Here is a 26,237-nt window from a genome sequence, read left to right as displayed (position 1 = left end):
GAGAGAAATGGAAAAACAATATTTAACCGTTACAGCGTTAACACGCTATATAAAAACAAAAATAGAATATGATCCGCATTTGCAGTCTGTTTGGTTAAAAGGTGAAATTTCCAACTTTAAAAATCATAGTCGTGGCCACATGTACTTTACATTGAAAGATGAAAATGCAAGAATCGCAGCGGTTATGTTTGCGGGTCATAATCGTAATATTAAATTCAGACCTGAAAATGGGATGAAGGTACTTGTGAAAGGGAAGATTTCCGTTTACGAGGCGAGTGGTTCTTATCAAATTTATATTCAAGACATGCAGCCTGACGGAGTCGGAAACCTGCATTTAGCTTACGAACAATTAAAGGTTCGTTTAGAGGAAGAAGGTTTGTTTTCTCAAGTTTATAAAAAAACAATTCCTCCTTATGCTAAAACAATAGGTGTGATTACGTCGCCAACAGGGGCAGCGATTCGTGATGTTATAACAACGATTAAACGTCGTTATCCAATTGGACATGTTATTGTGTTTCCGGTACTTGTACAGGGGGAGTCAGCAGCTCCCTCAATTGTACAAGCGATTCGTACAGCGAATGAAATGGGAGAGATAGATGTCCTAATCGTTGGGCGAGGGGGAGGCTCTATTGAAGAGTTATGGGCTTTCAATGAAGAAATGGTAGCAAGGGCAATCTTTAAGAGTGAGATCCCTATTATTTCGGCAGTAGGCCATGAAACGGACTTTACAATTGCGGATTTTGTTGCCGATTTACGTGCGCCAACACCGACTGCAGCAGCTGAGCTGGCAGCGCCTAACATTATAGAGTTACAAGAAAAGGTATTACAAAGAACTCTAAGATTGCAAAGAGCAATGAGAGAGTTAGTACATAAAAAAGAAGAAAAACTACAAGTATTGCAAAAATCTTATGCGTTCCGTTATCCAAGACAAGTATATGAGCAAAAAGAAGAGCAATTAGATAGAGCGTTAGAACAGCTTGTTTTAGCGAAAGAGCGCTATATTGATAAAAAGGTAAATCAGTTAAAACAGCTTTCATTTTATTTAGAGAAGCACCACCCAGCTCAAAAAATTATGCAAACGAAGGTAGCGGTTGAAACATTGCAAAAGCAATTGCAACGTGAAATGCAAACATTACTTCAAACGAAAGAATTTGCCTTTGTAAGAGCTGCTCAAAAACTTGAAGCGTTAAGTCCGCTTAAAGTAATGATGAGAGGGTACGGGCTTGTATATGATGAAGAGAAGCAAGTGTTAAAAAGTGTGAAAGATGTCAGCCTTGGAGATGCTGTTTCAGTTCAATTACAAGATGGAATACTAGATTGTAGCGTATCAGGCATAGAGGAGCGTGAATTGAATAATGGAAAATAAATTAAGCTTTGAAGAGGCAATTTCGCAACTTGAGCATCTCGTTTCTAAGCTAGAGCAAGGCGACGTACCTTTAGAAGAAGCAATTTCTTATTTTAAAGAGGGTATGGAATTATCTAAGCTTTGTGATGAGAAGTTGAAGAACGTACAAGAACAAATGGCAGTTATTCTTGGGGAAGATGGAGAGCTTGAACCGTTTACTGCTTTAGGAGATGAAGCATAGTGACTATTGCTTTTGATACTTTTTTGAAAGAAAGTAAAACTTTCGTAGAAGAGAAGCTTGTAAGCTATGCAAATGAATTACAATGTCCAAATGTACTTCGTGAAGCGATGGCATATTCTTTGGAAGCGGGTGGAAAGCGTCTCCGCCCGTTACTTTTATTTGCGACATTACAAGCGTTTGGCAAAGAAAGAAATCTTGGAATAGGTGCAGCTTGTGCTCTTGAAATGATACATACATACTCGTTAGTTCATGATGATTTGCCTTGTATGGATGATGATGATTTAAGAAGAGGTAAGCCCACCAATCATAAAGTATTTGGTGAAGCGATGGCAGTTTTAGCAGGCGATGGTTTGTTGACGTATGCTTTTCAAGTTATTATGGCATATGAACAAAAGGAAATCTCTGCTGAAAAAAAAGTAAGACTTGTACTTGAGCTTGCAAAAGCGGCAGGACCAGAAGGAATGGTTGGCGGACAAGTGGCAGATATGGAAGCTGAAGGGAAACAGCTTACGATTGATGAGTTGGAGTATATTCATAAGCATAAGACTGGGAAACTACTTGAATTCGCGGTACTTGCAGGATCGATACTTTCTGATGCCACAGAAGAACAAGAAGAAAAGTTACTTGCGTTTGCAAAATATATCGGCCTAGCTTTCCAAATTCGAGATGATATTTTAGATGTGGAAGGAACCGAAGAAGAGATTGGAAAACCGATTGGTAGTGATGTTTCCAACGAAAAGAGCACATATACGACGTTATTTACTGTAGATAGAGCAAAGGATATTTTAGAAGAAACAATTGCAAAAGCAAAAGGTGCTATTCGTTCCTTGCAATTACAAGATGAATATTTACTATCTATTTGCGATTTGATTGCAAAACGTAATAACTAATATAACAGCGTTTCCATTTGTTGAGTCATTCATCATTTTATGATATAAATGTAGGAAAAGGTTTTTCTTTTCTTGTTATTGGCAAAAATATATGTAGATTACATTGCCGTTATCACTTCGTGTTAGCGGCTATTTTTTTCATCGCCTAAAGAAATATGGTTTATAATAGGATTAGGGCGCAATAGACTGGTTAATTGCAGGACAAGGTGAAAAATAAAAAAAGATAATTTCTTGTTTTGTGTAAATGTTTTTTATAATATTTGACATGTTGACAGATTATGAAATGAAAGTGAGTGATCCATGTGGATCTAACGCAAATTCAAAACCCTAGTTTTTTGAAAGATATGTCTATCGGTGAACTAGAGGGATTGAGTGAGGATATTCGTAAGTTTTTAATTGAAGAGCTCTCTCAAACAGGTGGACATATTGCACCTAATTTAGGTGTAGTAGAACTCACAATTGCTCTGCATAAATTATTTGATAGTCCGAAAGATAAATTTTTATGGGACGTAGGACATCAATCCTATGTACATAAAATTTTAACAGGACGTGCAAAGGAATTCGGTACATTAAGGCAATATCAAGGTCTATGTGGTTTCCCAAAACGTTGCGAGAGTGAGCATGATGTATGGGAAACTGGCCATAGCTCGACATCATTATCTGCTGCAATGGGAATGGCTCTAGCACGTGATTTAAAGAAAACGAAAGAATATGTTATACCAATCATTGGAGATGGTGCTCTAACCGGCGGAATGGCTTTAGAGGCATTGAACCATATTGGACATGAAAAAACGGACATGATTGTTATTTTGAATGATAATGAAATGTCAATTGCACCAAACGTTGGTGCGCTTCATAATGTACTTGGACGTCTACGTACCGCAGGGAAATACCATTGGGTAAAAGATGAACTAGAGTATATATTAAAGAAAATCCCAGCAGTCGGTGGGAAAGTTGCTGCGACAGCAGAGAAAATAAAAGATAGTCTTAAATATTTACTAGTATCCGGTGTCTTTTTCGAAGAATTAGGCTTTACATATTTAGGTCCAGTTGATGGGCACGATTATGAAAAGTTATTCGAAACGTTGCAATATGCAAAGAAAACAAAAGGCCCAGTGCTTGTTCATGTTATTACGAAAAAAGGAAAAGGTTATAAACCAGCTGAGAGTGATGTTATTGGAACTTGGCATGGAACAGGACCTTATAAAATTGAATCGGGTGACTTCGTTAAACCGAAAGAAGTTGCACCAGCATGGAGTGCTGTTGTTAGTGATACAGTACTTAAGCTAGCGAGAACGGATGAGCGTATCGTTGCAATTACACCTGCAATGCCTGTTGGATCGAAACTTGAGAAATTCCAAAAAGAATTCCCGGATCGTATGATTGATGTAGGTATTGCAGAACAGCATGCTACAACAATGGCGGCGGGTATGGCAACGCAAGGAATGAAGCCATTCTTAGCGATTTATTCAACATTTTTACAAAGAGCATATGATCAAGTTGTTCATGATATATGTCGCCAAAATTTAAATGTCTTCATCGGAATCGATCGCTCTGGTTTAGTAGGAGCAGATGGTGAAACGCATCAAGGTGTATTTGACATCTCATTCTTACGTCATTTGCCGAATATGGTACTTATGATGCCGAAAGATGAAAATGAAGGGCAACATTTAGTATATACGGCGATGCAATATGAAGATGGACCAATCGCATTACGTTATGCACGCGGTAATGGACTTGGTGTTCATATGGATGAAGAATTAAAGGCGATTCCAATCGGTACTTGGGAAACGTTAAAAGAAGGTACACAAGCGGCTATTTTAACATTTGGTACGACAATACCAATGGCAATGGAAGCAGCTGAGCGTCTTGAAAAGGCTGGAGTTTCAGTGAAAGTAGTGAACGCTCGCTTTATTAAACCGATGGATGAAGCATATTTACATGATCTCTTAGGGAAAAATATACCGATTTTAACGATTGAAGAAGCTTGCTTAATTGGTGGTTTTGGAACGGGAGTAGTTGAATTTGCATCTGAGAACGGGTACCATAGTGCGTTAATTGAACGAATGGGTATTCCAGACCGTTTCATAGAGCACGGTAGTGTAACAAAATTATTAGAAGAAATTGGTTTAACGACAGATGCTGTTGTAGACCGTATTCATACAATGATTCCATCAAAACAAAAAAGGGCGTAACAAATGAGTGCAAAAAAAGAAAGAGTAGATGTACTATTAGTAGAGCGAGGACTTATAGAAACACGTGAGAAAGCAAAACGCGCCGTTATGGCCGGACTTGTATATGCGAATGAGATGAGACTTGATAAGCCAGGAGAGAAGATCCCACAAGATACAGAGATTACGGTGAAGGGACAAGTTATGCCGTATGTAAGCCGTGGTGGTTATAAACTTGAAAAGGCATTGGAGACATTTCACCTGGATTTACAAGATAAAGTTATGATAGATATTGGTTCATCAACTGGTGGCTTTACAGATTGTGCGCTTCAAAACGGAGCTAAATTATCTTATGCATTAGATGTAGGATACAATCAACTTGCGTGGAAATTGCGTCAAGATGAGCGTGTTGTCGTAATGGAACGGACAAACTTCCGTTACGTGACACCAGCAGACTTAGAACGTGGTTTACCGCAATTTTCTAGTATCGATGTTTCATTTATATCATTAAAGCTTATACTGCCGGTTTTAAAAACAATGCTTATGCCTAATGGGGATGTAGCAGCGTTAATTAAACCACAGTTTGAAGCTGGAAGAGAGCAAGTTGGGAAAAAAGGTATCGTTCGTGATCGAAAAGTACATGAGGCTGTCGTAGAAATGATTGTCGACTTTGCTATAAAAGAAGGATACGACGTAGAAGGTTTAACATTCTCACCAATTACGGGCGGGGATGGTAATATTGAATTTTTAATTCATCTGAAATGGCATGGTGAACGTGAGAATGGCGAAAATCATTCTCCAGTTTCTGTTGAGCAAGTAGTTACAGAGGCGCATGATGTCCTAAAACAAAAAGGAAAAGGGGAATAACATATGTTGTTCCTCTTTTTGTTGTAATTGTATAATGATTGTAAAAACAATTGTGTACAAGCAACGAATTATAAGTTAACATAAATAAGTGAAGTATACCAATGTTTAAACTATGGTAAGAGATAGTGTGAGGTGCAAATGTATGAATAAAGGTCAGCGCCATATTAAAATCAGGGAAATTATTGCGAACAAAGAAATTGAAACACAAGATGAATTAGTTGATATTTTACGTAATGAGGGATTTAATGTAACGCAAGCAACAGTATCGCGCGATATTAAAGAACTGCACTTAGTGAAAGTGCCATTACATGATGGGCGCTATAAATATAGCTTGCCAGCAGATCAACGATTTAACCCGTTACAAAAATTAAAACGCAATCTAGTGGATTCATTTGTAAAATTAGACACGGCAGGACATATGCTTGTGCTAAAAACACTGCCTGGTAACGCTCATTCACTTGGAGCACTTATTGATCATTTAGAGTGGGATGAGATCATCGGAACCATCTGTGGTGATGATACTTGCTTAATTATTTGCCGTACACCTGAAGATACAGGTGTTGTCTCTGATCGTTTCTTAAATATGTTGTAAAAAAAAATCTTGTTTACTTTCCTCTGTAAAGTGGAAAGTGAACAGGATTTTTTTATTGGTTAAAAATGTGAATTCTTAATTGTAATATAATATTTTCTTTGAATAAAATTAGAAAATAGGTGGATTGACCCGTAAAACGAATGTTTGGTACAATGGAGCGGTTAGAAAAGTAATTTATACATACAAACATATAGTTTGACTATTTGAATGAAGAACTGAGAAAAGCCCTTAATAGGGGATTAGTTTATAACGAGGTGAATGGGGCATTGTTATCGGAATTATCGATTAGAAACTTTGCTATTATTGAGGCATTAAATATTTCTTTTCAAAAAGGGTTAACGGTTTTAAGTGGTGAAACAGGGGCCGGAAAATCGATTATTATTGATGCGATTAGTTTACTTGTAGGTGGCCGTGGTTCAGCGGAATTTGTTCGATACGGAACAGAAAAAGCTGAGATAGAAGGGCTATTTTATGTAGAAGATGATAAGCATCCGTGTATTGAAAAGGCAGAAGAGTTGGATATAGAAATAGAAGACGGCATGATTATTTTGAAGCGTGATATCGCTGCAAACGGAAAAAGTGTATGTCGTGTAAATGGGAAACTGGTCACCCTTAGTATATTAAAGGAAATTGGAAAAACACTTGTTGATATTCATGGGCAGCACGAAACACAAGATTTAATGAATGAAGAGCGTCATCTATTTATGCTTGATCATTTTGATGGAGATCGCATTGTTAAACAATTGGGTATATATCAAAATGTATACGCTGACTATGAGAAATTAAAAAAACAGTTAAAATCGTTAAGTGAAAATGAACAACAAATGGCGCATCGCTTAGATTTAATTCAATTCCAGCATGAAGAAATCAGTAAGGCGGATTTAAAGATGGATGAAGAAATTGAATTAACTGAAGAACGATTGCGAATTTCTAATTTTGAAAAAATTTATAAAGCATTAGGCGATGCATATCGCTCATTAAGCGCTGACGGACAAGGGTTAGATAATGTACGAAGCGCAATGGGACAAATGGAGAGTATTACACATTTAGATGAAGTTTATCAAGAAAATCATGATTCAATTGCAAATAGCTACTACTTATTAGAAGAAGTTGCATATCAACTTAGAGAAAAGCTCGATATGATGGAATATGATCCGAAGCGTTTAGACGAAATTGAAACGCGTTTAAATGAAATTCGTATGCTAAAGAGAAAATATGGAAATACTGTAGAAGAGATTTTAGCGTATGCTGATAAAATTGAACAAGAAATTTTTACGATTGAAAATAAAGACGTTCATATTGAAACGACGAAGAAGCAATTAAAGGAATTAGAAAGTGTTATTCTGCAAGAAGCAACGTCGTTAAGTAATATGCGTCATGAGCTTGCAGAGCATCTTACAAATGCCATTCATCAGGAATTAAAAGAATTATATATGGAGAAAACAAAATTTGAAGTGAGAATTATGAAGAGAGAAGGAAATGCTGAAGAGCCTCTTGTTGAGGGTGCCCCGGTAAGACTTACGGCGGATGGCTACGATCATGTGGAATTTTATATTTCAACAAATCCAGGTGAGCCGCTAAAACCACTTTCAAAGGTCGCTTCTGGCGGAGAGTTATCTCGTATTATTTTAGCTTTAAAAAGCATTTTTTCTAAGCATCAAGGTGTTGCATCTGTTATTTTTGATGAAGTGGATACTGGTGTAAGTGGTCGGGTTGCGCAGGCTATTGCGGAAAAAATTTATCGAGTATCAGTAAACTCGCAAGTACTTTGTATTACGCACTTACCTCAAGTAGCTTCAATGGCGGATTCACATTTATTTATTCGAAAACAAGTAGCGAATGATCGGACAATTACATCAGTTACCGTTTTAACTATGGAGGATAAAGTAACAGAAATAGCTCGAATGATTTCTGGTGTGGAAATTACAGATTTAACGACAGAACATGCGAAAGAATTACTTACGCAAGCGCATCATTTTAAACAGACAGCAGAGGCTATCCAGTAATGGATAGCTTTTTTTCTCAAATAATGATTTCTTAATTCTTCCGGTTATAAATAAAGCACTGCAAGGAGAGATTAAAAAGTGAAGCCAAGAAGAGGCTGAATGTGGGGTAGGAGCGAGGAGAGTGAACAAATTGAGATTAGAAAGATTTCGCAAAATAATAGGTCTTTGTCTCCTTGTTTCTTTAGTTTTTATTGGGTGTTTTAAACCGCTTCGGACGTTTATTTCATCTCCGAAGCAACTTGTTGTTTTTGAAGGACAACAATCAGAAATAGCTTCATTACCAGTTTTTCAAGCTTCATCTACAGATCGTCATGTGTTTACAGTAAGTTCCAATGAACAAAAACAAGGACTTATGGTAAATCCTCATCAAAATGGTGAAGCAGATATGGTGTTTCAGCTTGCTGGTTTTCCAGTGAAAAAAGTAAATGTGAAAGTATTGAAAGATTTTAAAGTTATTCCAGGTGGACAATCAATTGGTGTGAAGTTAAATACAAAAGGGGTACTTGTTGTAGGCCATCATTTAATTCAAACTGAAAAAGGGAAAGTATCTCCTGGTGAAACAGCTGGTGTGCAAATCGGAGATATGATTACTGAAATTAATGGTAAAACAATTGAAAGAATGAGTGATGTAGCACCATTTATTCATAATAGTGGTGAAACAGGTGAACCGCTTAATCTTGTTTTGTTAAGAGATGGAAAACATATCCGCACTAAGTTAACACCACAAAAAGACAGTGGAGAATCGTCTTATCGTATTGGTTTATATATTCGTGATTCGGCAGCTGGAATCGGAACAATGACATTTGTTCATCCTGATTCTATGAAATATGGGGCACTTGGTCATGTCATTTCTGATAACGATACGAAAAAGCCGATTCAAGTCGAAGATGGACAAATTATGCGTTCGACAGTTACATCAATTGAAAGAGGTAGTCATGGGAATCCAGGAGAGAAATTAGCGAGGTTCTCACCAGATCGTGAAGTGATTGGTAATATTACAATAAATAGTCCATTTGGTATATTTGGGAAATTAAATACAAATATACCAAATGGCGTAATGGATAAAGCGATGCCTATTGCACTATCTCATCAAGTAAAAGAGGGACCGGCAAAAATATTAACAGTTATTGATAAAGATAAAGTGGAAGCGTTTGATATTGAAGTTGTAAGTACAGTACCGCAAAAGTTTCCAGCTACAAAAGGCATGGTAATAAAAGTAACAGACAAACGTTTATTAGCGAAAACGGGTGGTATCGTACAAGGCATGAGCGGAAGTCCAATTGTACAAAACGGGAAAGTAATTGGTGCTGTTACACATGTATTTGTAAATGATCCAACATCAGGATATGGTGTTCATATTGAATGGATGTTACATGAGGCTGGAATTAACATTTATGAACAAGAAAGAAAAGCGAGCTAATTATTAATTAGCTCGCTTTTCTTTTGAAAAATTCGTTGAAATTTTGTAAAAGCTCCGCAAGAGGTGTTTTTTGTTGTAAAATAAAAGAAAAGGGTTGAACGTTTCGTTGTATTTCTATGATGGAATGTGTTGCGAAAGGGAATAAATGAACGATAAACATATTTTTTTGTGATTTTATCGGAAAGTAACAAACTTTAAAAGGGAATTTTCACACAATTGTCGAACAATTCATGTAGCCTAGAAGGATACACATGTCGGAGAATCGATTCGGTAAGGGAGGAAAAGCTGTGGAGAAAATTAAAGTCTGTCTTGTAGATGATAATAAAGAATTAGTATCAATGCTAGAGAGTTACGTAGCTGCTCAAGATGATATGGAAGTAATCGGTACTGCTTATAATGGTCAAGAGTGTTTAAATTTATTAAATGATAAGCAGCCGGATGTACTTGTTTTAGACATTATTATGCCACATTTAGATGGTTTAGCTGTACTAGAGAAAATGCGAAATATTGAAAGGCTAAGACAGCCTAGCGTAATTATGTTGACAGCATTTGGACAAGAAGATGTGACGACAAAAGCTGTTGACTTAGGTGCTTCATATTTCATATTAAAACCATTTGATATGGAGAATTTAACGAGTCATATTCGTCAAGTGAGCGGTAAGGCGAACGCTACCATTAAACGTCCACTTCCATCTTTCCGTTCAGCAACTACAATAGATGGAAAACCGAAAAACTTAGACGCGAGCATTACGAGTATCATTCATGAAATCGGTGTGCCTGCTCATATTAAAGGGTATATGTACTTAAGGGAAGCAATCTCTATGGTGTACAATGATATCGAATTACTTGGATCTATTACGAAAGTATTGTATCCAGATATCGCGAAGAAATATAATACAACAGCAAGCCGCGTCGAGCGTGCAATCCGTCACGCAATTGAAGTAGCATGGAGTCGTGGGAATATTGATTCTATTTCGTCCTTATTCGGTTATACAGTATCCATGTCAAAAGCAAAACCTACGAATTCCGAGTTCATCGCAATGGTTGCGGATAAGCTTAGACTTGAACATAAGGCTAGCTGAGAGTAAAGATAGTAAGGGATTTAAGTTTTAGTAAAGCTTAATCATTCTTTAAATTTATACTCGATATTAATGTAAAACCAATGAACTTTTTATTTAATGACCAATGAATTTTAGAATTCGTTGGTCTTTTTATTTTATTGAGAACAAGAGATCATTTGATATCATGGAAGATAAATCCTGTTTTTAGTAATATTACATATAAGTGAGTTTTTTTATAAGATAATTAAATAGGTATAGATAGGGAGAAGGGGAATGAAAAATAAAATATTAACTTGGCTAGGAATAGTAGCAGCTATGGGAGTTCTTGCTGTTGCAGTTACATTTGGAATGTTAGAACTTGCCGATAATCCAGTAGATAAAGAAGTGAATGCTCAAATAGATAAAAAGAAGATCCAACGATAGTAGGTAGAGAGGTAGATGGAGTCTTTGTTGATGTGTATGTTACTGAAAATTCTACTGAAAGCGAAGTCATTACAGTGATGCATCATATGACTCATCAAAAAGTAGTGGCAGAACGAAAATCAGAATCCATTCCAATGATTCAAAATAATGCTGAAAAATTAAAAAATATCATAAATAAGAGTGGCTTTGCGAAAAAAAATGAGCTTTTAGAGATTGCTGATAGATGGGTGAAAAAAGATTTTAGTCAAATTGTAGAAGATCACAATTATTTCTCGGATGCCCAAGAAGGTAGCACTTGTAAAGCGACTAGAGCGATGGATGCGGTAGAAGAGCAACATTATATTTTAACTACATTCGGGGAGGAAAAAGCGAAAGAACTATACGATTCAGGAGATGCTCCGCACGTTCAATAAAAAATAATATAAGGGCTTCTAGTTTTATTATTACCTTGCTTTAAGGGCGCAATGGGTACTTGTGAATAAATATTTTTCTTTCTTTATGAATTGTAACAAAAAAGAAGATATATCATTCATTATTAAATGATGAAGTGAATGCTAAATCGCATCATAGTATATCTGTTAAAGGATTTTAGTAGGGAAGTCATCCGTGATATAATAGAAAATAATAAAAAGCCCTGCAAAACAGGACTGTATTATTCTTCGTCTTTATTTTGTTTTTCTAATTCAACTAACTTTTGAATTAGAATGTGCTGCGGCATATGCATAAGTTGTTCAAGTGGAACACCTAATGCTTTTGATAGGCGGACTGCAGTGTCTGGAGAAATTTGTAATGGTCTCATAGAAGTACCTCCTTTTTCGTATAGTATAGCATAAGATTGGGGGAGTGAGGATGACTCTTATATTTGCACATCGTGGTGCAGCGGGAACGTACCCAGAAAATACAATGATTTCATTTGAAGCAGCTGAATCTTTTAGAGCAGATGGAATTGAACTTGATGTTCAATTAACGAAAGATGGAAAAGTTGTCGTCATTCATGATGAAACAGTGGACCGGACAACAAATGGAAAAGGTGCGGTTCGTAATTATTTATATGAGGATTTATGTAAATTAGATGCGAGCTATAAATTCGTTGATAAAGTAGGCTTTTGTAAAATACCTCTTTTAGAAGAGGTGTTAGAATGGATTGATAAAACAGAGTTGCTACTTAATATTGAACTGAAAAATAATAAAATTCCATACAGAGGTTTAGAGGAAGAAGTTATAACGCTTGTACGGAAATGTAATCTAGAAGATCGTGTTATATTTTCTTCATTTAATCACTACAGTATGAAAAGGTGTCATATGATGGCTCCTGATATTCAAACAGCGATTTTATATCGCGAAGGTTTGCATAGTCCGTGGGCGTATGCGAAAAAAATGGGCGCTACAGCAGTGCACCCTAATTATCGTTATCTTCAAGATGCTGTTGCTGAATTAACGATGGAGAGTGGTGTAGAGGTTCGCCCTTATACAATTAATGAAGAAACACTTATGCGTAAATATTTTGATATGAATATTTCGGCGATTATTACTGATTATCCTGAAACGGCAAGAATGTTATTGCCAATAAAAAAATGAGACCGCGTGTAACGGTCTCATTTTTTATTTATAAATAGTGGAGCTTTCCTATCTTTTAAAGCGAGCTTGTACTTTATTTCGTTTACGGTCTCGGTGTAAGACGAAGCCGCCAAAAATATAAAACCCGAGCGCGAAGCAGAGAGCGCCAATTAAAAATTGTAACCACAGTATAGAGAGTGGAGGAAATAGAATCCCGAATACAGTATCTCTCATTAACTTAATGCCAAACACAGCTAATGAAATAGGGATGAGTGCTAATGATAGAGCAAGGTAACGCTGCATATAAACGCTCCTTTTCAGATTATTTTGTTTATTTCAATGATGTTATATGAAAAGGGGGTTTGTCAAGAGGGGGCTGAACGAGTAAGATAAGGGTGTGAAAAATTTTGCAGAGATACTTCGAGAGGAAGTGTAATATATGAAACAAAAAGTTTTAATTGTTGGTGCAGGTGAAGGTGGTAGTACACTGCTGAATCTGTTACAAAGTTCAAATATATTTCAAATTATAGGAATTATTGATATAAATCCGATAGCAAAGGGATTACAAATGGCTAAGGAATATGGGGTTACAATTGGAGAGAGTGTAACGCCGTTTCTTTCTATGCATATTGATGTAATGTTTGATATGACGGGTGACGATGAATTACATAAAGATTTAATAAAGAAAAAGCATAAAGATACTCTTCTTATACCAGGTGATATTGCGAAAATTGTTACGAGATTAGCACATGAGAAGGAAGGTTTAATTGGAAAGTTAGAAGAACAGACGCAGCAAGGGGATTTAATTTTAAATTCTACGCATGACGGTATGATTGTGATTGATCGAGAGGGACAAGTACGCCTATTTAATAAAAGTGCAGAGCGTATTATCGGATATAAAAAAGAAGATGCGGTAGGGAAATATATTTTAGAAGTTATTCCGACTAGTAAGTTGCTTCGTATTATACGTACGAAACAAATAGAAGTAAATTATGAACTGACATTAGAAAATGAAAAGAAGATTATTACAACCCGTATTCCAATATTAAAAGAGGGAGGAGAGGTACAAGGAGCATTTGCGATTTTTAAAGATATAACAGAGGTTGTAGATCTTGCGGAAGAAGTTACAGATTTAAAGGAGATTCAAACGTTACTTGAGGCGATTATCAACTCGTCTGAGGAAGCAATTTCGGTCGTGGATGAAAAGGGAAGAGGATTAGTAATTAACCCTGCCTATACGAAATTAACAGGTTTAACAGAAGAGGACATTATTGGGAAACCGGCTACAACTGATATTGTAGAAGGTGAAAGTATGCATATGAAAGTACTTCGAACGCGTAGGGCGGTACGCGGAATACATATGAAGATTGGACAAAAGAAGCGTGATGTAATTGTAAACGTAGCGCCAGTTATAGTGGATGGGATATTGAAAGGAAGCGTTGGTGTAATTCGTGACGTATCAGAAATTCAAAAGTTAACAAATGAATTGAATAGAGCAAGGCAAATTATTCGAACGTTAGAAGCGAAATATTCATTTGATGACATTGTCGGAAATTCAGATGAAACAACGGCCGCTATTGAACAGGCGAAACTTGGAGCGAATACACCAGCAACAGTATTACTACGCGGAGAATCTGGAACGGGTAAAGAATTGTTTGCACATGCAATTCATAATGGAAGTAATCGAAAATATAATAAATTCGTCCGGGTAAACTGTGCTGCTATTTCCGAGACTTTATTAGAAAGTGAATTATTCGGTTATGAGGAAGGTGCATTCTCAGGAGCAAAAAGAGGCGGAAAACGAGGTTTTTTTGAGGAAGCGAATAACGGTAGTATCTTTTTAGATGAAATAGGAGAATTGTCTGCAAATACGCAAGCGAAACTCCTTCGCGTGTTGCAAGAAAAAGAAATTGTAAAAGTTGGTGGAACGAAAGCGATACCTATAAATGTCCGGGTAATTGCAGCGACACATGTGAATTTAGAAAAGGGCATTCTAGAAGGAGAGTTTAGAGAGGATTTATATTATCGATTAAATAAAATTCCAATTCACATTCCGTCTCTTCGTCAGCGAAAAGGAGATATACCGGCAATTGCAGACAGATTGATTCAAAAAATTAACCAAGATTATGGTCGGAATGTAGAGGGGCTCACTGATTCGGCTATTTCATATTTACAATCATATGAATGGCCAGGAAATGTGAGGGAGCTTGAAAACATTTTAGGACGAGCTATTATCTTTATGAATTATAACGAAATATATATTGATGTCCATCATTTACCACCTTTACATACAGAAGAGCAGACTGAGGTAAAACAAAATAACTTATTACCTGAATTAGAAGAAAAGCCACTTGAACAATTAGTGACAGAGTTTGAAGGGCATATCATTCATGAATGTTTAGAGAGGTTTGATGGAAATAAAACAAAAACTGCAAGAGCATTAGGAATTTCGGTTCGAAATTTATATTACAAGCTAGAAAAGTATGAGTGTGCAAAAAATAGCATGCAATAAATTGCGTACTGTGCAATTTATTGCATGGTATACAAAATACGACAAAACAAGACAGAATGTTTTGTTATTTTCCAAAGTATTGATTTTACTGCATTTTGAATGCGTTTTCATTATTGGTAAGACCACTTTTAAAAGTTGGCACGGTATTTGCTTTATAAATAGACGAGGGACGACGGAAAGGGTTGATTACAAAATATGAAGTTAGAACACTTAATTGATCAAGCAGCAGGACAGCCTAAAAAAACTGTGGCTGTAGCAGTAGCTGAAGATCATGAAGTAATTGAAGCTGTAGCGAAAGCAATTAAATTACAGCTAGCTCAATTTCGTCTATATGGAAATCAAGAAAAAATAATGGGGATGCTACAAGAACATGGTTTACAAACTTCAGAACACATTGAAGTGATTGCAGCAGCGTCAAGTGCTGAGGCTGCAGAACTTTCTGTTAAAGCTGTAAGAAATGGCGAAGCAGATGTGCTTATGAAGGGAAACATCCCAACAGCAAATATTTTGAAAGCTGTATTAAATAAAGAGTGGGGACTTCGTAAAGGTAGCACACTTTCACACGTTGCAGCATTTGAAGTTCCAAATTACGATCGTCTTATCTTTGTTACAGATGCAGCGATGAACATTGCACCTGATGTAACACAAAAAGCTGCTATTATACAGAATACTGTAGAAGTTGCCCAGGCAATAGGAATGGATTTGCCAAAGGTAGCACCAATTGCAGCGGTAGAGGTTGTTAATCCTGCGATGCAAGCGACAATTGATGCAGCGATGTTAACTCAAATGAATCGCCGCGGACAAATTAAAAATTGTGTCGTTGATGGACCACTCGCTTTAGATAATGCAGTATCACAAATTGCAGCAGAACATAAAGGCATAGTAAGTGATGTAGCAGGTAAGGCAGACATTTTACTCGTCCCAACGATTGAAGCTGGAAATGTGCTATACAAATCACTCGTATACTTTGCGGATGCAAAAGTAGGAGCTATGATTGCTGGCGCAAAAGCACCGATTGTTTTAACATCTCGTGCTGATTCAGCAGAAACAAAAGTATATTCATTAGCATTGGCAGTTGCGACTGCTTCAAAATAAACCAAAAAGGGTAAAACACTAGGGGGAAACGACAATGACATTAGAAATCTTCGAATACTTAGAAAAATATGATTATGAGCAAGTAGTATTTTGTCAAGATAAAGAATCTGGTTTAAAAGCAATCATCGCAATTCATGATACAACACTTGGACCAGCTCTTGGTGGAACAAGAATGTGGACATATGATTCTGAAGAAGCGGCGATTGAAGATGCATTGCGTCTTGCAAAAGGGATGACATACAAAAACGCAGCAGCTGGCTTAAACTTAGGTGGTGCGAAAACAGTAATTATCGGTGATCCACGTAAAGATAAGAGCGAAGCGATGTTCCGTGCATTAGGACGTTACATTCAAGGACTAAACGGACGTTACATTACAGCTGAAGATGTTGGTACAACAGTAGATGATATGGATATTATCCACGAAGAAACTGATTTTGTAACAGGTATTTCACCATCATTCGGTTCTTCTGGTAACCCATCTCCAGTAACTGCATACGGTGTTTACCGTGGTATGAAAGCAGCTGCGAAAGAGGCTTTCGGTACTGATAATTTAGAAGGAAAAGTAATTGCGGTTCAAGGCGTTGGTAATGTAGCATATCACCTATGCAAACATTTACATGCTGAAGGAGCAAAATTAATCGTTACAGATATTAATAAAGAAGCTGTACAACGCGCGGTAGAAGAATTCGGTGCATCAGCAGTTGAGCCAAATGAAATTTACGGTGTTGAATGTGATATTTACGCACCATGTGCATTAGGCGCAACAGTTAATGACGAAACTATTCCACAACTTAAAGCAAAAGTAATCGCAGGTTCTGCAAATAACCAATTAAAAGAAAATCGTCACGGCGACATGATTCATGAAATGGGTATTGTATACGCACCAGACTATGTTATTAATGCTGGTGGTGTAATTAACGTAGCAGACGAATTATATGGATACAATAGAGAACGTGCACTAAAACGTGTTGAGTCTATTTATGACACAATTGCAAAAGTAATCGAAATTTCAAAACGTGATGGCATAGCAACTTATGTAGCAGCGGATCGTCTAGCTGAAGAGCGCATTGCAAGCTTGAAAAACTCTCGTAGCACATACTTACGCAACGGTCATGACATTATTAGCCGTCGCTAATCATTCATATATTACTTTTACAAAAGGTGTGGTTACCTCTTATGAGGTTTCCACCTCCTTTTGAATTTATTAGTGGAGGTAGCAACAGTGTCTTTAAATCGAATTCTTGTTATTAATCCGGGTAGTACATCCACAAAAATTGGTGTTTTTGATAATGAAAGGCCTGTTTTAGAAGAAACTATTCGTCATGACGAAGAACAAATTGGAAAATATAAGAGAATTATCGATCAGTATGAGTTTCGCAAAGAAACGATTTTAGAAGTTCTACATTCTCACGGTATTAACATTTCAAAATTAAACGCAGTTTGTGGGCGTGGGGGATTACTTCGTCCAATCGAAGGCGGAACATACACAGTAAACGATTCGATGTTAGAAGATTTAAAAAATGGGTTTAGCGGTCATCATGCTTCAAACCTTGGAGGCATTTTAGCATATGAAATCGCTTCTGGATTAAATATTCCGGCATTCATAGTAGATCCTGTCGTTGTAGATGAAATGGAGCCGATTGCTCGTATAAGCGGTATTGCTGGTATGGAACGTAAAAGTATTTTCCATGCATTAAACCAAAAAGCGGTTGCCCGTAAAGTAGCTGAAGAATTAAATCACAAATACGAGGATTTAAATTTATTAGTTACACATATGGGTGGCGGTATTACAGTTGGTGCTCATAAAAAAGGAAAAGTTATTGATGTGAATAACGGCTTAAACGGAGAAGGACCATTTAGTCCAGAGCGTGCGGGTACAGTACCGGTAGGGCAATTAGTTGAGATGTGTTTCTCTGGTGAGTATTACCGTGACGAAATGGTTAAAAAACTTGTTGGACAAGGTGGACTTGTAAGCCTAATCGGTACAAATGATGCGATCAAAGTAGAACAAATGGTTGAAAAAGGTGATCCGGAAGCAACTCTTATTTATAAAGCAATGGCATATCAAGTTGCAAAAGAGATTGGCGGAGCTAGCGCTGTACTTCACGGGAAAATTGATGCAATCGTTTTAACTGGTGGACTTGCGTACAGTAAAATTCTTGTTGATGAAATAAAAGAACGTGTTGACTGGATTGCAGATGTTATCGTACATCCAGGAGAAGATGAATTACAAGCATTAGCAGAAGGAGCACTTCGTGTATTACGTGAAGAAGAAGCGCCGAAAGAGTATGTTGTACGAGAAAAACAAACAGTAGCTAGGGGTTGAGATAATGGCAAGAGAATATGATTTAGTCATCGTTGGCGGCGGTACTGGTGGATATGTTGCTGCTATTCGAGCGTCACAACTAGGTTTAAAAACTGCACTTGTTGAAAAAGAAAATCTTGGTGGTACTTGTTTGCACAAAGGATGTATTCCTAGTAAAGCTCTTTTACGTAGTGCGGAAGTATACGCAACTGCTAAAAAAAGCGAAGAGTTCGGAGTTATTGCAAGTAATGTAGAACTAAACTTTGCGAAAGTGCAAGAGCGTAAAGAGAAGATTGTAACGCAACTTCATAAAGGTGTTCAACACTTAATGAAACAAGGTAAAATTGATGTGTTTGAAGGTATTGGCCGTATTCTTGGCCCATCTATTTTCTCTCCAATGCCAGGGACAATTTCAGTTGAACTTGCAAGTGGAGAAGAGAATGAAATGTTAATTCCAAAAAATGTACTTGTTGCAACAGGTTCTCGTCCGAATTCATTACCAGGTTTAGAATTAGACGGAGAGTATGTTATGTCTTCCGATCATGCCCTAAAAATGGAAACGCTTCCTAGCTCGATTATTATCGTTGGTGGCGGTGTAATCGGTATTGAGTGGGCATCTATGCTTGCTGACTTCGGTGTAGAAGTTACAGTATTAGAGTATGCGAAAACGATATTACCACTAGAAGATCAGGACGTTTCAAAAGAAATGCAACGTCTATTCAAGAAAAAAGGTATTAAAGTGGTAACTGGTGCAAAAGTATTACCAGAAACATTGGTAAAAGATAATGGAGTAACAATTCAAGCTGAACATAACGGTGAGAATAAAGAATTTAAAGCAGAAAAAATGCTTGTATCTGTAGGAAGACAAGCCAATACGCAAAATATTGGTTTAGAGAATACGGATATCGTTGTGGAAAAAGGATACATTCAAACAAATGAGTTTTATCAAACGAAAGAATCTCATATTTACGCAATCGGAGATGTAATCGGTGGCTTACAACTTGCTCACGTTGCTTCTCATGAAGGAATTGTTGCAGTAGAACATATTGCTGGTAAAGAAGTTACAACAATTGATTACTCTATGGTATCAAAATGCGTATATAGCAGTCCGGAAGTTGCTTCTGTCGGTTTAACAGAACAAGAAGCGAAAGAAAAAGGCTATAAGTTAAAACTAGGTAAGTTCTCATTCCGTGCAATCGGAAAAGCACTTGTATACGGCGAATCAGATGGTTTCGTAAAACTTGTAGTTGATGAAGAAACAAATGACATTCTTGGTGTTCATATGATTGGACCACATGTAACAGATATGATTTCTGAAGCTGGTCTTGCAAGAGTACTTGATGCAACACCGTGGGAAGTAGCACATACAATTCATCCGCATCCATCATTATCTGAGGCGATTGGTGAAGCAGCATTAGCTGTAGATGGAAAAGCGTTACACGCATAAAAATGTGGATTTAGGAGGTTATGAAAAATGGCAGAAGTAAAAGAAAAGCGCCATGAAGAGCTTGGCTTAAGTGATGAGCAAGTATTAGAAATGTTCCGTACGATGTTACTTGCACGTAAAATCGACGAACGTATGTGGTTATTAAACCGTGCGGGTAAAATTCCATTCGTAATTTCTTGTCAAGGACAAGAGGCTGCACAAGTTGGAGCAGCATTCGCTCTTGATAGAGAGAAAGATTATGCATTACCATACTACCGTGATATGGGTGTTGTACTAGCGTTCGGTATGACAGCTAAAGAGCTTATGTTGTCTGCTTTCGCGAAAGCTGGAGATCCAAACTCTGGTGGTCGTCAAATGCCTGGTCACTTCGGTCAAAAGAAAAATCGTATTGTGACAGGGTCATCTCCAGTAACAACGCAAGTACCACATGCAGTTGGTATTGCATTAGCTGGAAAAATGGAAAAGAAAGATTTAGTAACGTTCGTTACATTTGGAGAAGGTTCTTCAAACCAAGGTGACTTCCATGAAGGGGCAAACTTTGCTGGTGTACACAAACTACCTGTTATTTTCATGTGTGAAAATAATAAATACGCAATCTCTATTCCAGTTGAAAAACAATTAGCATGTAAAAACGTATCAGACCGTGCAATTGGTTACGGTATGCCTGGATATACAATAGACGGAAACGATCCGCTTGCAGTATATAAAGCTGTAAAAGAGGCAGCAGACCGCGGCCGTCGTGGTGAAGGCCCAACTTTAATTGAAACAGTATCATATCGTTTAACAGCACATTCTAGTGACGACGATGATCGTGTTTATCGTGATAAAGAAGAAGTAGAAGAAGCAAAGAAAAAAGATTCAATTATAACATTTGCAGCTTATTTAAAAGAAGCTGGCGTGTTAACTGAGGAATTTGAAAAACAAATGTTAGACGAAATTATGCATATCGTAAATGAAGCAACAGAATATGCAGAAAATGCTCCGTATGCAGCACCTGAAGATGCATTGAAGCACGTATACGCAGAATAAGGGGGAACGTTTCATGGCTGTAATGTCTTATATTGATGCTATTACATTAGCAATGCGCGAAGAAATGGAACGCGATGAGAAAGTATTTGTTTTAGGTGAAGATGTTGGTAAAAAAGGTGGCGTATTTAAAGCGACACACGGATTATATGATCAATTTGGTGAAGATCGTGCGCTTGATGCACCGCTTGCAGAATCTGCAATTGCTGGGGTAGCAATTGGTGCGGCAATGTATGGTATGCGTCCAATCGCTGAAATGCAGTTTGCTGATTTCATCATGCCAGCAGTAAACCAAATTGTTTCTGAGGCAGCGAAAATTCGTTATCGTTCTAATAACGATTGGACTTGTCCAGTTACAATTCGTGCGCCATTTGGCGGCGGTGTTCACGGTGCATTGTATCATTCACAATCTGTGGAAGCGATGTTTGCGAACCAACCAGGTTTAAAAATTGTTATTCCTTCTACACCATATGATGCAAAAGGTTTATTAAAAGCAGCAATTCGTGATGAAGATCCAGTATTATTCTTTGAGCATAAGCGTGCATATCGCTTAATTAAAGGTGAAGTGCCAGAGGATGATTACGTATTACCAATCGGAAAAGCAGATGTAAAACGCGAAGGTGATGATATTACTGTTATCACGTACGGATTATGTGTTCATTTTGCTCTTCAAGCAGCTGAAAAGTTAGCGCAAGATGGCATCTATGCACATGTTCTTGATTTACGTACTGTATATCCATTAGATAAAGAAGCAATCATTGAAGCAGCTTCTAAAACAGGTAAAGTTCTTCTTGTAACAGAAGACAATAAAGAAGGAAGTATTATAAGTGAAGTGGCAGCAATTATTGCTGAAAACTGTCTGTTTGATTTAGATGCGCCAATCGCACGTCTTGCAGGTCCAGACGTTCCAGCAATGCCATATGCACCAACAATGGAAAAATTCTTTATGGTAAATCCAGATAAAGTTGAAAAAGCAATGCGTGAACTTGCGGAATTTTAATCGGGGGGACTATACATGGCTGTAGAAAATATCACAATGCCTCAGCTCGGGGAGAGCGTTACAGAGGGTACAATTAGTAAATGGCTCGTTAATGTTGGCGATCACGTAAACAAGTATGATCCGCTTGCAGAAGTAATGACTGATAAAGTAAATGCTGAAGTACCATCTTCTTTCACTGGTATTGTGAAAGAATTAATTGCTGGTGAAGGTGAGACGTTAGCTGTAGGTGAAGTAGTTTGTGTTATTCAAGTAGAAGGCGCAGATGAAGTAGCAGCGACAGCTGTTGAGGAAAAAACAAAAGAAGAACCAAAGGCAGAAGTAGCTACGCCTGAAAAAGCACCGAAAGCAAAACAACCAACTGATGGAAAACCACGTTTTTCACCAGCTGTTTTAAAACTTGCAGGTGAGCATAATGTTGATTTAGATTTAGTAGAAGGTACGGGAGCAAATGGCCGTATCACTCGTAAAGATATTTTAAAGCTAGTGGAATCTGGAAATATTCCGCAAGTAGGTGCGAAGAAAGAGGAAGCGGTAGCAGCAGTAGTAGAAGCGCGTCCAGAAGCACCAAAAGCAGCGCCAGTAGCACAAAAAGTAGAAGCTGCAAAACCAGTTTCTGTACCAACAATGCCTGGCGATATCGAAATTCCAGTAACAGGTGTGCGTAAAGCAATTGCAGCGAACATGTTACGTAGTAAACACGAAGCGCCACATGCTTGGATGATGATTGAAGTAGATGTGACAAACCTTGTGTCATACCGTAATTCAATTAAAGGTGATTTCAAAAAGCGCGAAGGCTTTAATTTAACGTTCTTTGCTTTCTTCGTAAAAGCAGTAGCGCAAGCGTTAAAAGAGTATCCTCAAATCAATTCAATGTGGGCTGGCGATAAGATCGTTCAGAAGAAAGATATTAACCTTTCTATCGCTGTTGCAACAGAGGACGAACTATTTGTACCAGTAATTAAACACGCGGATGAGAAGACGATTAAAGGTATCGCTCGTGAAATTACAGAGCTTGCAGGAAAAGTACGTACGAAATCGTTAAAAGCGGACGAAATGCAAGGTGGAACATTTACAATTAATAACACAGGATCATTCGGTTCTGTTCAATCTATGGGTATTATTAATTATCCACAAGCGGCTATTTTACAAGTTGAATCAATTGTAAAACGCCCAGTAATTATGGAAAATGGTATGTTCGGTGCTCGCGACATGGTTAACTTATGTTTATCACTTGATCACCGTGTACTAGATGGCTTAATTTGTGGTAAGTTCTTAGGACGTGTAAAAGAAATTTTAGAAAATACGTCAGAAAATAATACATCTGTATATTAATAAAAAGCTCGCTTATGCGAGCTTTTTATCATCTTATTTCTTCATCTACATCCTACTATATGTATAATATCTTCCCCAGTAATCTTACAATGAACGATTATGTATTAGGAATTTATGAAAATACATTGCTGATATATGGTATATGGATATAAAATAAGAAAAGAATAATTTTTTTGGCAAATCTTACTGACGAAACTGTAGTATAATATATTGTATTGTATGAAAAAGAGAGTTATTCTATATAAGTGTTTTATAGATAATGTGTAATCAGTCGTCAAAACATGAAGAATGTTGACTCCTGGTTTTTTATTTTGCTGTAACAATGTTTCAGGAGGATGTCATGAAAAGAAGTACCGAGTTTCTAAAAAGTTTAGATGTAAAATTAATATTAATTTTGTTAGCATTATGTGTTACGAGTATAGCTGCTATATATAGCAGTCAGCAAACTGGCCAATATGGAGAGGCAAACTTTGCGATGAAACAGGGTTTGAACTACATAATTGGAGTTGTATTGTTATTGCTTGTTGCAAGCATCGACTTAGATCAATTACAAAAATTGTCTTGGCCACTTTATATCGTCGGATTTGGTTCACTTATTCTTTTGAAAATACTACCGGTTTCCACTTTCACACCTGAAAAATTAGGTGCAAAAAGATGGTTTGTATTTCCGTTAGTTGGACAAATTCAACCATCTGAGTTTTTCAAAATTTCATTGCTTCTCGTAGTAGCAAGTATAGCAGTGAAACATAATGCGCAGTATATGGCAAGGACATTCCAAACGGATTTACAATTAGTAGGTAAAATTGTGCTTGTATCCCTTCCGCCTATGGCTGTTGTATATAGCCAACCGGATACAGGGATGGTGTTCTTATATGCTGCTGCAATTGCATGTATTTTATTTATGTCAGGTATTCAGAAGAAATTGATAGCGTTATGTACAGTTATTCCAGTCACGATACTATCGGCGTTAATATTTATTTACGTAAGGTATGAGGATTTCTTCTTTAATAAGTTAGTTACGTTACTAAAACCTCACCAACAATCACGTATTTTAGGTTGGTTAGATCCATTTGAACATACAGATCAAGGTTATCAAACACAGCAATCGATCTTAGCTGTAGGTAGTGGCGGTATGGAAGGGAAAGGATTTGGCGAAGGGAACGTCTATATCCCTGAGAAGCATACTGACTTTATTTTTGCTACAATTGCCGAAGAAGGTGGATTTATCGTAGCAGCGTTAGTTGTATTCTTGTTCCTATTACTACTATATCGAACAATTATTATCGGTTATTCTGCTGATAATTTATTCGGTACATTATTATGTGCTGGATCAATCGGAATATTAACGGTTCAAATATTCCAAAACATCGGTATGATCGTTGGATTAATGCCTGTAAAAGGGATTGCATTACCGTTCTTATCATATGGGGGGAGTTCCTTGTTCTCGAATATGATTATGATGGGTCTCATATTATCCGTACGAAAAACGTATAAAAAGTATATGTTTTCCGTCAAGTAAGAAAAGCTGATTCGTTTAAAAACGAATCAGCTTTTTTACATATATGCTCTTAAACGTTGCAAACTAAAGCAAAGTAGCAGTTTGAGATGGGTAAGGAGTGCAAAGTGATGCATATGCATATTTTTGAAGGGGCACGGCATCTTTCTAATAGTGAATGGGTTATTCGGGCTATTATAGCATATATATTTTTAATATTAGTTGCGAAAGCGATGGGGCAAAGGTCCATCGCGCAACTTCGTTTTTTAGATGTTGTATTAGTATTATTGCTTGGTGGGAATATTTCTAACGCATTATCTGATGAAAAAGTGGGATTATTCGGCTCGATGAGTACAACGTTCATACTCGTTGTACTTCACATTATAAGCTCAGTCTTAATGTTGAAATGGGATAGATGGAGACGCTTTTTAGAGCCAGCACCTATTATTCTTATACACAATGGTTCCATTGATTTTAGCAATTTGAAAAAAGCGAGAATTACGGTGGAATATTTATTTTCGGAACTTCGCATGCGAAATGTGAGCGATATTCAAACGATTAGATTAGCATTATGGGAAGCGAATGGTGTTGTTTCTATATTTCGGTATCCAGAATATGAAGCAGTTTCGCGGCTTGATCTGAAAGTGGCGGGAAAAAAATCTCCAGTTTCTTTTGTATTAGTAAAGGATGGGAGGATTCAGCAAGATGTTCTAGCTTTAGTAGGAAAAACAGAAGAGTGGGCGAGAGAATTTCTAGAGAAGAGTGCAGAAGTCGAATCCATTATGTTAGCTACAGTAGATGAAGCTCATAAAATAAATATTTTGTTAAAAAAATGAAAAATATACGCATTTTGTCGTTTCATACATATGATACAATAGTGTGGACAACGAAAAAGGAGGGATACGATGGGATATGTAGAGGAGTTACGAAAAGTAGTTGGTCATCGCCCTTTAATTTTAGTTGGTGCTGTTGTACTCGTTATAAATGAAAATGGATATGTATTATTACAGCAAAGAACAGAGCCTTACGGAAAATGGGGGCTACCTGGCGGATTAATGGAGCTTGGCGAATCACCAGAAGAAACAGCTTGCCGTGAAGTATATGAAGAGACAGGAATAGAAGTGAAGAACTTGCGATTAATTAATGTATTTTCTGGAGCGAATTATTTTACAAAACTAGCAAATGGTGATGAATTTCAATCCGTAACGACAGCCTATTATACCGAGGAATATGAAGGGGAGTTTGTTATGAATAAAGAAGAAGCGGTTCAGCTTACATTCTTCCCACTAACACAACTACCTGATTATATTGTAGGATCGCATAAAAAAATGATTGCTGAATATATGAAAATTATGGAAAAAAAGATATAATAATAGTGAAAGAAATACAAAAACACAGTTCTGGTCGGTAGTCTAGACGCATGATTTCATGTCAGTAACCTTCCCCTCCGGG

Annotated in this window: 23 protein-coding genes and 1 pseudogene; 22 read left to right on the top strand and 2 right to left on the bottom strand. The window is 37.1% G+C overall.

Annotated features, from left to right (window positions below):
- Positions 1–7 precede the first annotated feature (7 nt).
- From xseA to QCI41_RS11230, 10 genes and pseudogenes are all read left to right on the top strand, one after another.
- On the top strand, positions 8–1,366 hold the full coding sequence (gene xseA, locus QCI41_RS11275; RefSeq protein ID WP_353837454.1) for an exodeoxyribonuclease VII large subunit: 1,359 nt from the start codon (positions 8–10) through the stop codon (positions 1,364–1,366).
- On the top strand, positions 1,356–1,586 hold the full coding sequence (gene xseB, locus QCI41_RS11270; protein WP_000428423.1) for an exodeoxyribonuclease VII small subunit: 231 nt from the start codon (positions 1,356–1,358) through the stop codon (positions 1,584–1,586). Before xseA ends, xseB begins: the two co-directional genes overlap by 11 nt.
- The gene (ispA, locus tag QCI41_RS11265) at positions 1,586–2,476 is read left to right on the top strand and encodes a (2E,6E)-farnesyl diphosphate synthase (RefSeq protein WP_048562336.1); all 891 of its coding nucleotides are present in this window, start codon (positions 1,586–1,588) and stop codon (positions 2,474–2,476) included. Before xseB ends, ispA begins: the two co-directional genes overlap by 1 nt.
- A gap of 302 nt (positions 2,477–2,778) precedes the next feature.
- On the top strand, positions 2,779–4,671 hold the full coding sequence (dxs, locus tag QCI41_RS11260; RefSeq protein WP_046956368.1) for a 1-deoxy-D-xylulose-5-phosphate synthase: 1,893 nt from the start codon (positions 2,779–2,781) through the stop codon (positions 4,669–4,671).
- A gap of 3 nt (positions 4,672–4,674) precedes the next feature.
- Entirely contained in the window at positions 4,675–5,514 is an 840-nt protein-coding gene (locus tag QCI41_RS11255) for a TlyA family RNA methyltransferase (RefSeq protein ID WP_046956369.1), read from the top strand.
- 142 nt (positions 5,515–5,656) lie between these two features.
- A complete protein-coding gene (gene argR, locus QCI41_RS11250; protein WP_001032581.1) occupies positions 5,657–6,106 on the top strand; it encodes an arginine repressor ArgR in 450 nt (149 codons plus the stop codon).
- Positions 6,107–6,372: 266 nt separating this feature from the next.
- Positions 6,373–8,112 (top strand): DNA repair protein RecN, encoded by a 1,740-nt coding sequence (gene recN / locus QCI41_RS11245; RefSeq protein WP_000947735.1) that lies wholly within the window; start codon positions 6,373–6,375, stop codon positions 8,110–8,112.
- Between the two features lie 121 nt (positions 8,113–8,233).
- Positions 8,234–9,532 carry a SpoIVB peptidase gene (gene spoIVB, locus QCI41_RS11240; RefSeq protein WP_002096319.1) on the top strand — a complete coding sequence of 433 codons (1,299 nt, stop codon included), beginning with the start codon at positions 8,234–8,236 and terminating at the stop codon, positions 9,530–9,532.
- Positions 9,533–9,819: 287 nt separating this feature from the next.
- Positions 9,820–10,614, top strand: coding sequence for a sporulation transcription factor Spo0A (gene spo0A, locus QCI41_RS11235; protein WP_033658812.1), 795 nt, complete (start codon positions 9,820–9,822; stop codon positions 10,612–10,614).
- A 252-nt stretch (positions 10,615–10,866) separates the two neighbouring features.
- Positions 10,867–11,429 (top strand): annotated as a pseudogene (locus tag QCI41_RS11230) (PRK06770 family protein).
- Positions 11,430–11,668: 239 nt separating this feature from the next.
- On the opposite strand, the gene QCI41_RS11225 reads toward QCI41_RS11230, so the two are convergent.
- Positions 11,669–11,815: a YycC family protein gene (locus QCI41_RS11225; RefSeq protein WP_001247671.1), complete on the bottom strand. Its 147-nt coding sequence runs from the start codon at positions 11,813–11,815 to the stop codon at positions 11,669–11,671.
- 50 nt (positions 11,816–11,865) lie between these two features.
- Between QCI41_RS11225 and QCI41_RS11220 the strand changes: the two genes are divergently transcribed.
- Positions 11,866–12,594, top strand: coding sequence for a glycerophosphodiester phosphodiesterase (locus QCI41_RS11220; RefSeq protein WP_353837455.1), 729 nt, complete (start codon positions 11,866–11,868; stop codon positions 12,592–12,594).
- 48 nt (positions 12,595–12,642) lie between these two features.
- Here QCI41_RS11220 and QCI41_RS11215 read toward each other — a convergent pair whose 3' ends face one another.
- On the bottom strand, positions 12,643–12,876 hold the full coding sequence (locus tag QCI41_RS11215; RefSeq protein WP_001190196.1) for a DUF2627 domain-containing protein: 234 nt from the start codon (positions 12,874–12,876) through the stop codon (positions 12,643–12,645).
- Between the two features lie 136 nt (positions 12,877–13,012).
- On the opposite strand from QCI41_RS11215, the gene QCI41_RS11210 reads away from it, so the two are divergent.
- The 11 genes from QCI41_RS11210 to QCI41_RS11160 all read left to right on the top strand — a co-directional run bounded on the left by QCI41_RS11210 (position 13,013) and on the right by QCI41_RS11160 (position 26,155).
- A complete protein-coding gene (locus tag QCI41_RS11210; protein ID WP_353837456.1) occupies positions 13,013–15,085 on the top strand; it encodes a sigma 54-interacting transcriptional regulator in 2,073 nt (690 codons plus the stop codon).
- Positions 15,086–15,280: 195 nt separating this feature from the next.
- Positions 15,281–16,180: a phosphate butyryltransferase gene (gene yqiS / locus QCI41_RS11205; RefSeq protein WP_353837457.1), complete on the top strand. Its 900-nt coding sequence runs from the start codon at positions 15,281–15,283 to the stop codon at positions 16,178–16,180.
- A 34-nt stretch (positions 16,181–16,214) separates the two neighbouring features.
- The gene (locus QCI41_RS11200; RefSeq protein ID WP_000171359.1) at positions 16,215–17,315 is read left to right on the top strand and encodes a leucine dehydrogenase; all 1,101 of its coding nucleotides are present in this window, start codon (positions 16,215–16,217) and stop codon (positions 17,313–17,315) included.
- Between the two features lie 87 nt (positions 17,316–17,402).
- Positions 17,403–18,506 carry a butyrate kinase gene (gene buk / locus QCI41_RS11195; RefSeq protein WP_000056195.1) on the top strand — a complete coding sequence of 368 codons (1,104 nt, stop codon included), beginning with the start codon at positions 17,403–17,405 and terminating at the stop codon, positions 18,504–18,506.
- Between the two features lie 4 nt (positions 18,507–18,510).
- Positions 18,511–19,932 (top strand): dihydrolipoyl dehydrogenase, encoded by a 1,422-nt coding sequence (lpdA, locus tag QCI41_RS11190; RefSeq protein WP_353837458.1) that lies wholly within the window; start codon positions 18,511–18,513, stop codon positions 19,930–19,932.
- 27 nt (positions 19,933–19,959) lie between these two features.
- Complete coding sequence (gene bfmBAA, locus QCI41_RS11185; protein WP_000852549.1) at positions 19,960–20,961, top strand: 3-methyl-2-oxobutanoate dehydrogenase subunit alpha; 1,002 nt, start codon at positions 19,960–19,962, stop codon at positions 20,959–20,961.
- Between the two features lie 13 nt (positions 20,962–20,974).
- A complete protein-coding gene (gene bfmBAB / locus QCI41_RS11180) occupies positions 20,975–21,958 on the top strand; it encodes a 3-methyl-2-oxobutanoate dehydrogenase subunit beta (protein WP_353837459.1) in 984 nt (327 codons plus the stop codon).
- A 15-nt stretch (positions 21,959–21,973) separates the two neighbouring features.
- On the top strand, positions 21,974–23,290 hold the full coding sequence (locus QCI41_RS11175) for a dihydrolipoamide acetyltransferase family protein (RefSeq protein ID WP_262745840.1): 1,317 nt from the start codon (positions 21,974–21,976) through the stop codon (positions 23,288–23,290).
- A gap of 340 nt (positions 23,291–23,630) precedes the next feature.
- On the top strand, positions 23,631–24,809 hold the full coding sequence (locus QCI41_RS11170; RefSeq protein WP_000831201.1) for an FtsW/RodA/SpoVE family cell cycle protein: 1,179 nt from the start codon (positions 23,631–23,633) through the stop codon (positions 24,807–24,809).
- A 107-nt stretch (positions 24,810–24,916) separates the two neighbouring features.
- Positions 24,917–25,621, top strand: a complete 705-nt coding sequence (locus tag QCI41_RS11165) for a DUF421 domain-containing protein (RefSeq protein ID WP_199712544.1) — start codon at positions 24,917–24,919, stop codon at positions 25,619–25,621.
- A gap of 69 nt (positions 25,622–25,690) precedes the next feature.
- On the top strand, positions 25,691–26,155 hold the full coding sequence (locus QCI41_RS11160) for an NUDIX hydrolase (protein WP_353837460.1): 465 nt from the start codon (positions 25,691–25,693) through the stop codon (positions 26,153–26,155).
- Positions 26,156–26,237: the final 82 nt, after the last annotated feature.

The organism is Bacillus cereus group sp. MG4, from assembly GCF_040460055.1.
GTDB classification, from domain to species: domain Bacteria; phylum Bacillota; class Bacilli; order Bacillales; family Bacillaceae_G; genus Bacillus_A; species Bacillus_A wiedmannii.
This window is presented reverse-complemented; position numbering and strand designations above follow the sequence as displayed.

What these genes read in the sequence shown, in the direction of transcription:
- xseA (WP_353837454.1), top strand. Translation starts at nt 8, where the DNA reads ATGGAAAAACAATATTTAACCGTTACAGCGTTAACACGCTATATAAAA.
- xseB (WP_000428423.1), top strand. Translation starts at nt 1,356, where the DNA reads ATGGAAAATAAATTAAGCTTTGAAGAGGCAATTTCGCAACTTGAGCAT.
- QCI41_RS11255 (WP_046956369.1), top strand. Translation starts at nt 4,675, where the DNA reads ATGAGTGCAAAAAAAGAAAGAGTAGATGTACTATTAGTAGAGCGAGGA.
- argR (WP_001032581.1), top strand. Translation starts at nt 5,657, where the DNA reads ATGAATAAAGGTCAGCGCCATATTAAAATCAGGGAAATTATTGCGAAC.
- QCI41_RS11225 (WP_001247671.1), bottom strand. Translation starts at nt 11,815, where the DNA reads ATGAGACCATTACAAATTTCTCCAGACACTGCAGTCCGCCTATCAAAA.
- QCI41_RS11220 (WP_353837455.1), top strand. Translation starts at nt 11,866, where the DNA reads ATGACTCTTATATTTGCACATCGTGGTGCAGCGGGAACGTACCCAGAA.
- QCI41_RS11215 (WP_001190196.1), bottom strand. Translation starts at nt 12,876, where the DNA reads ATGCAGCGTTACCTTGCTCTATCATTAGCACTCATCCCTATTTCATTA.
- QCI41_RS11210 (WP_353837456.1), top strand. Translation starts at nt 13,013, where the DNA reads ATGAAACAAAAAGTTTTAATTGTTGGTGCAGGTGAAGGTGGTAGTACA.
- yqiS (WP_353837457.1), top strand. Translation starts at nt 15,281, where the DNA reads ATGAAGTTAGAACACTTAATTGATCAAGCAGCAGGACAGCCTAAAAAA.
- QCI41_RS11200 (WP_000171359.1), top strand. Translation starts at nt 16,215, where the DNA reads ATGACATTAGAAATCTTCGAATACTTAGAAAAATATGATTATGAGCAA.
- lpdA (WP_353837458.1), top strand. Translation starts at nt 18,511, where the DNA reads ATGGCAAGAGAATATGATTTAGTCATCGTTGGCGGCGGTACTGGTGGA.
- bfmBAA (WP_000852549.1), top strand. Translation starts at nt 19,960, where the DNA reads ATGGCAGAAGTAAAAGAAAAGCGCCATGAAGAGCTTGGCTTAAGTGAT.
- bfmBAB (WP_353837459.1), top strand. Translation starts at nt 20,975, where the DNA reads ATGGCTGTAATGTCTTATATTGATGCTATTACATTAGCAATGCGCGAA.
- QCI41_RS11175 (WP_262745840.1), top strand. Translation starts at nt 21,974, where the DNA reads ATGGCTGTAGAAAATATCACAATGCCTCAGCTCGGGGAGAGCGTTACA.
- QCI41_RS11170 (WP_000831201.1), top strand. Translation starts at nt 23,631, where the DNA reads ATGAAAAGAAGTACCGAGTTTCTAAAAAGTTTAGATGTAAAATTAATA.
- QCI41_RS11165 (WP_199712544.1), top strand. Translation starts at nt 24,917, where the DNA reads ATGCATATGCATATTTTTGAAGGGGCACGGCATCTTTCTAATAGTGAA.
- QCI41_RS11160 (WP_353837460.1), top strand. Translation starts at nt 25,691, where the DNA reads ATGGGATATGTAGAGGAGTTACGAAAAGTAGTTGGTCATCGCCCTTTA.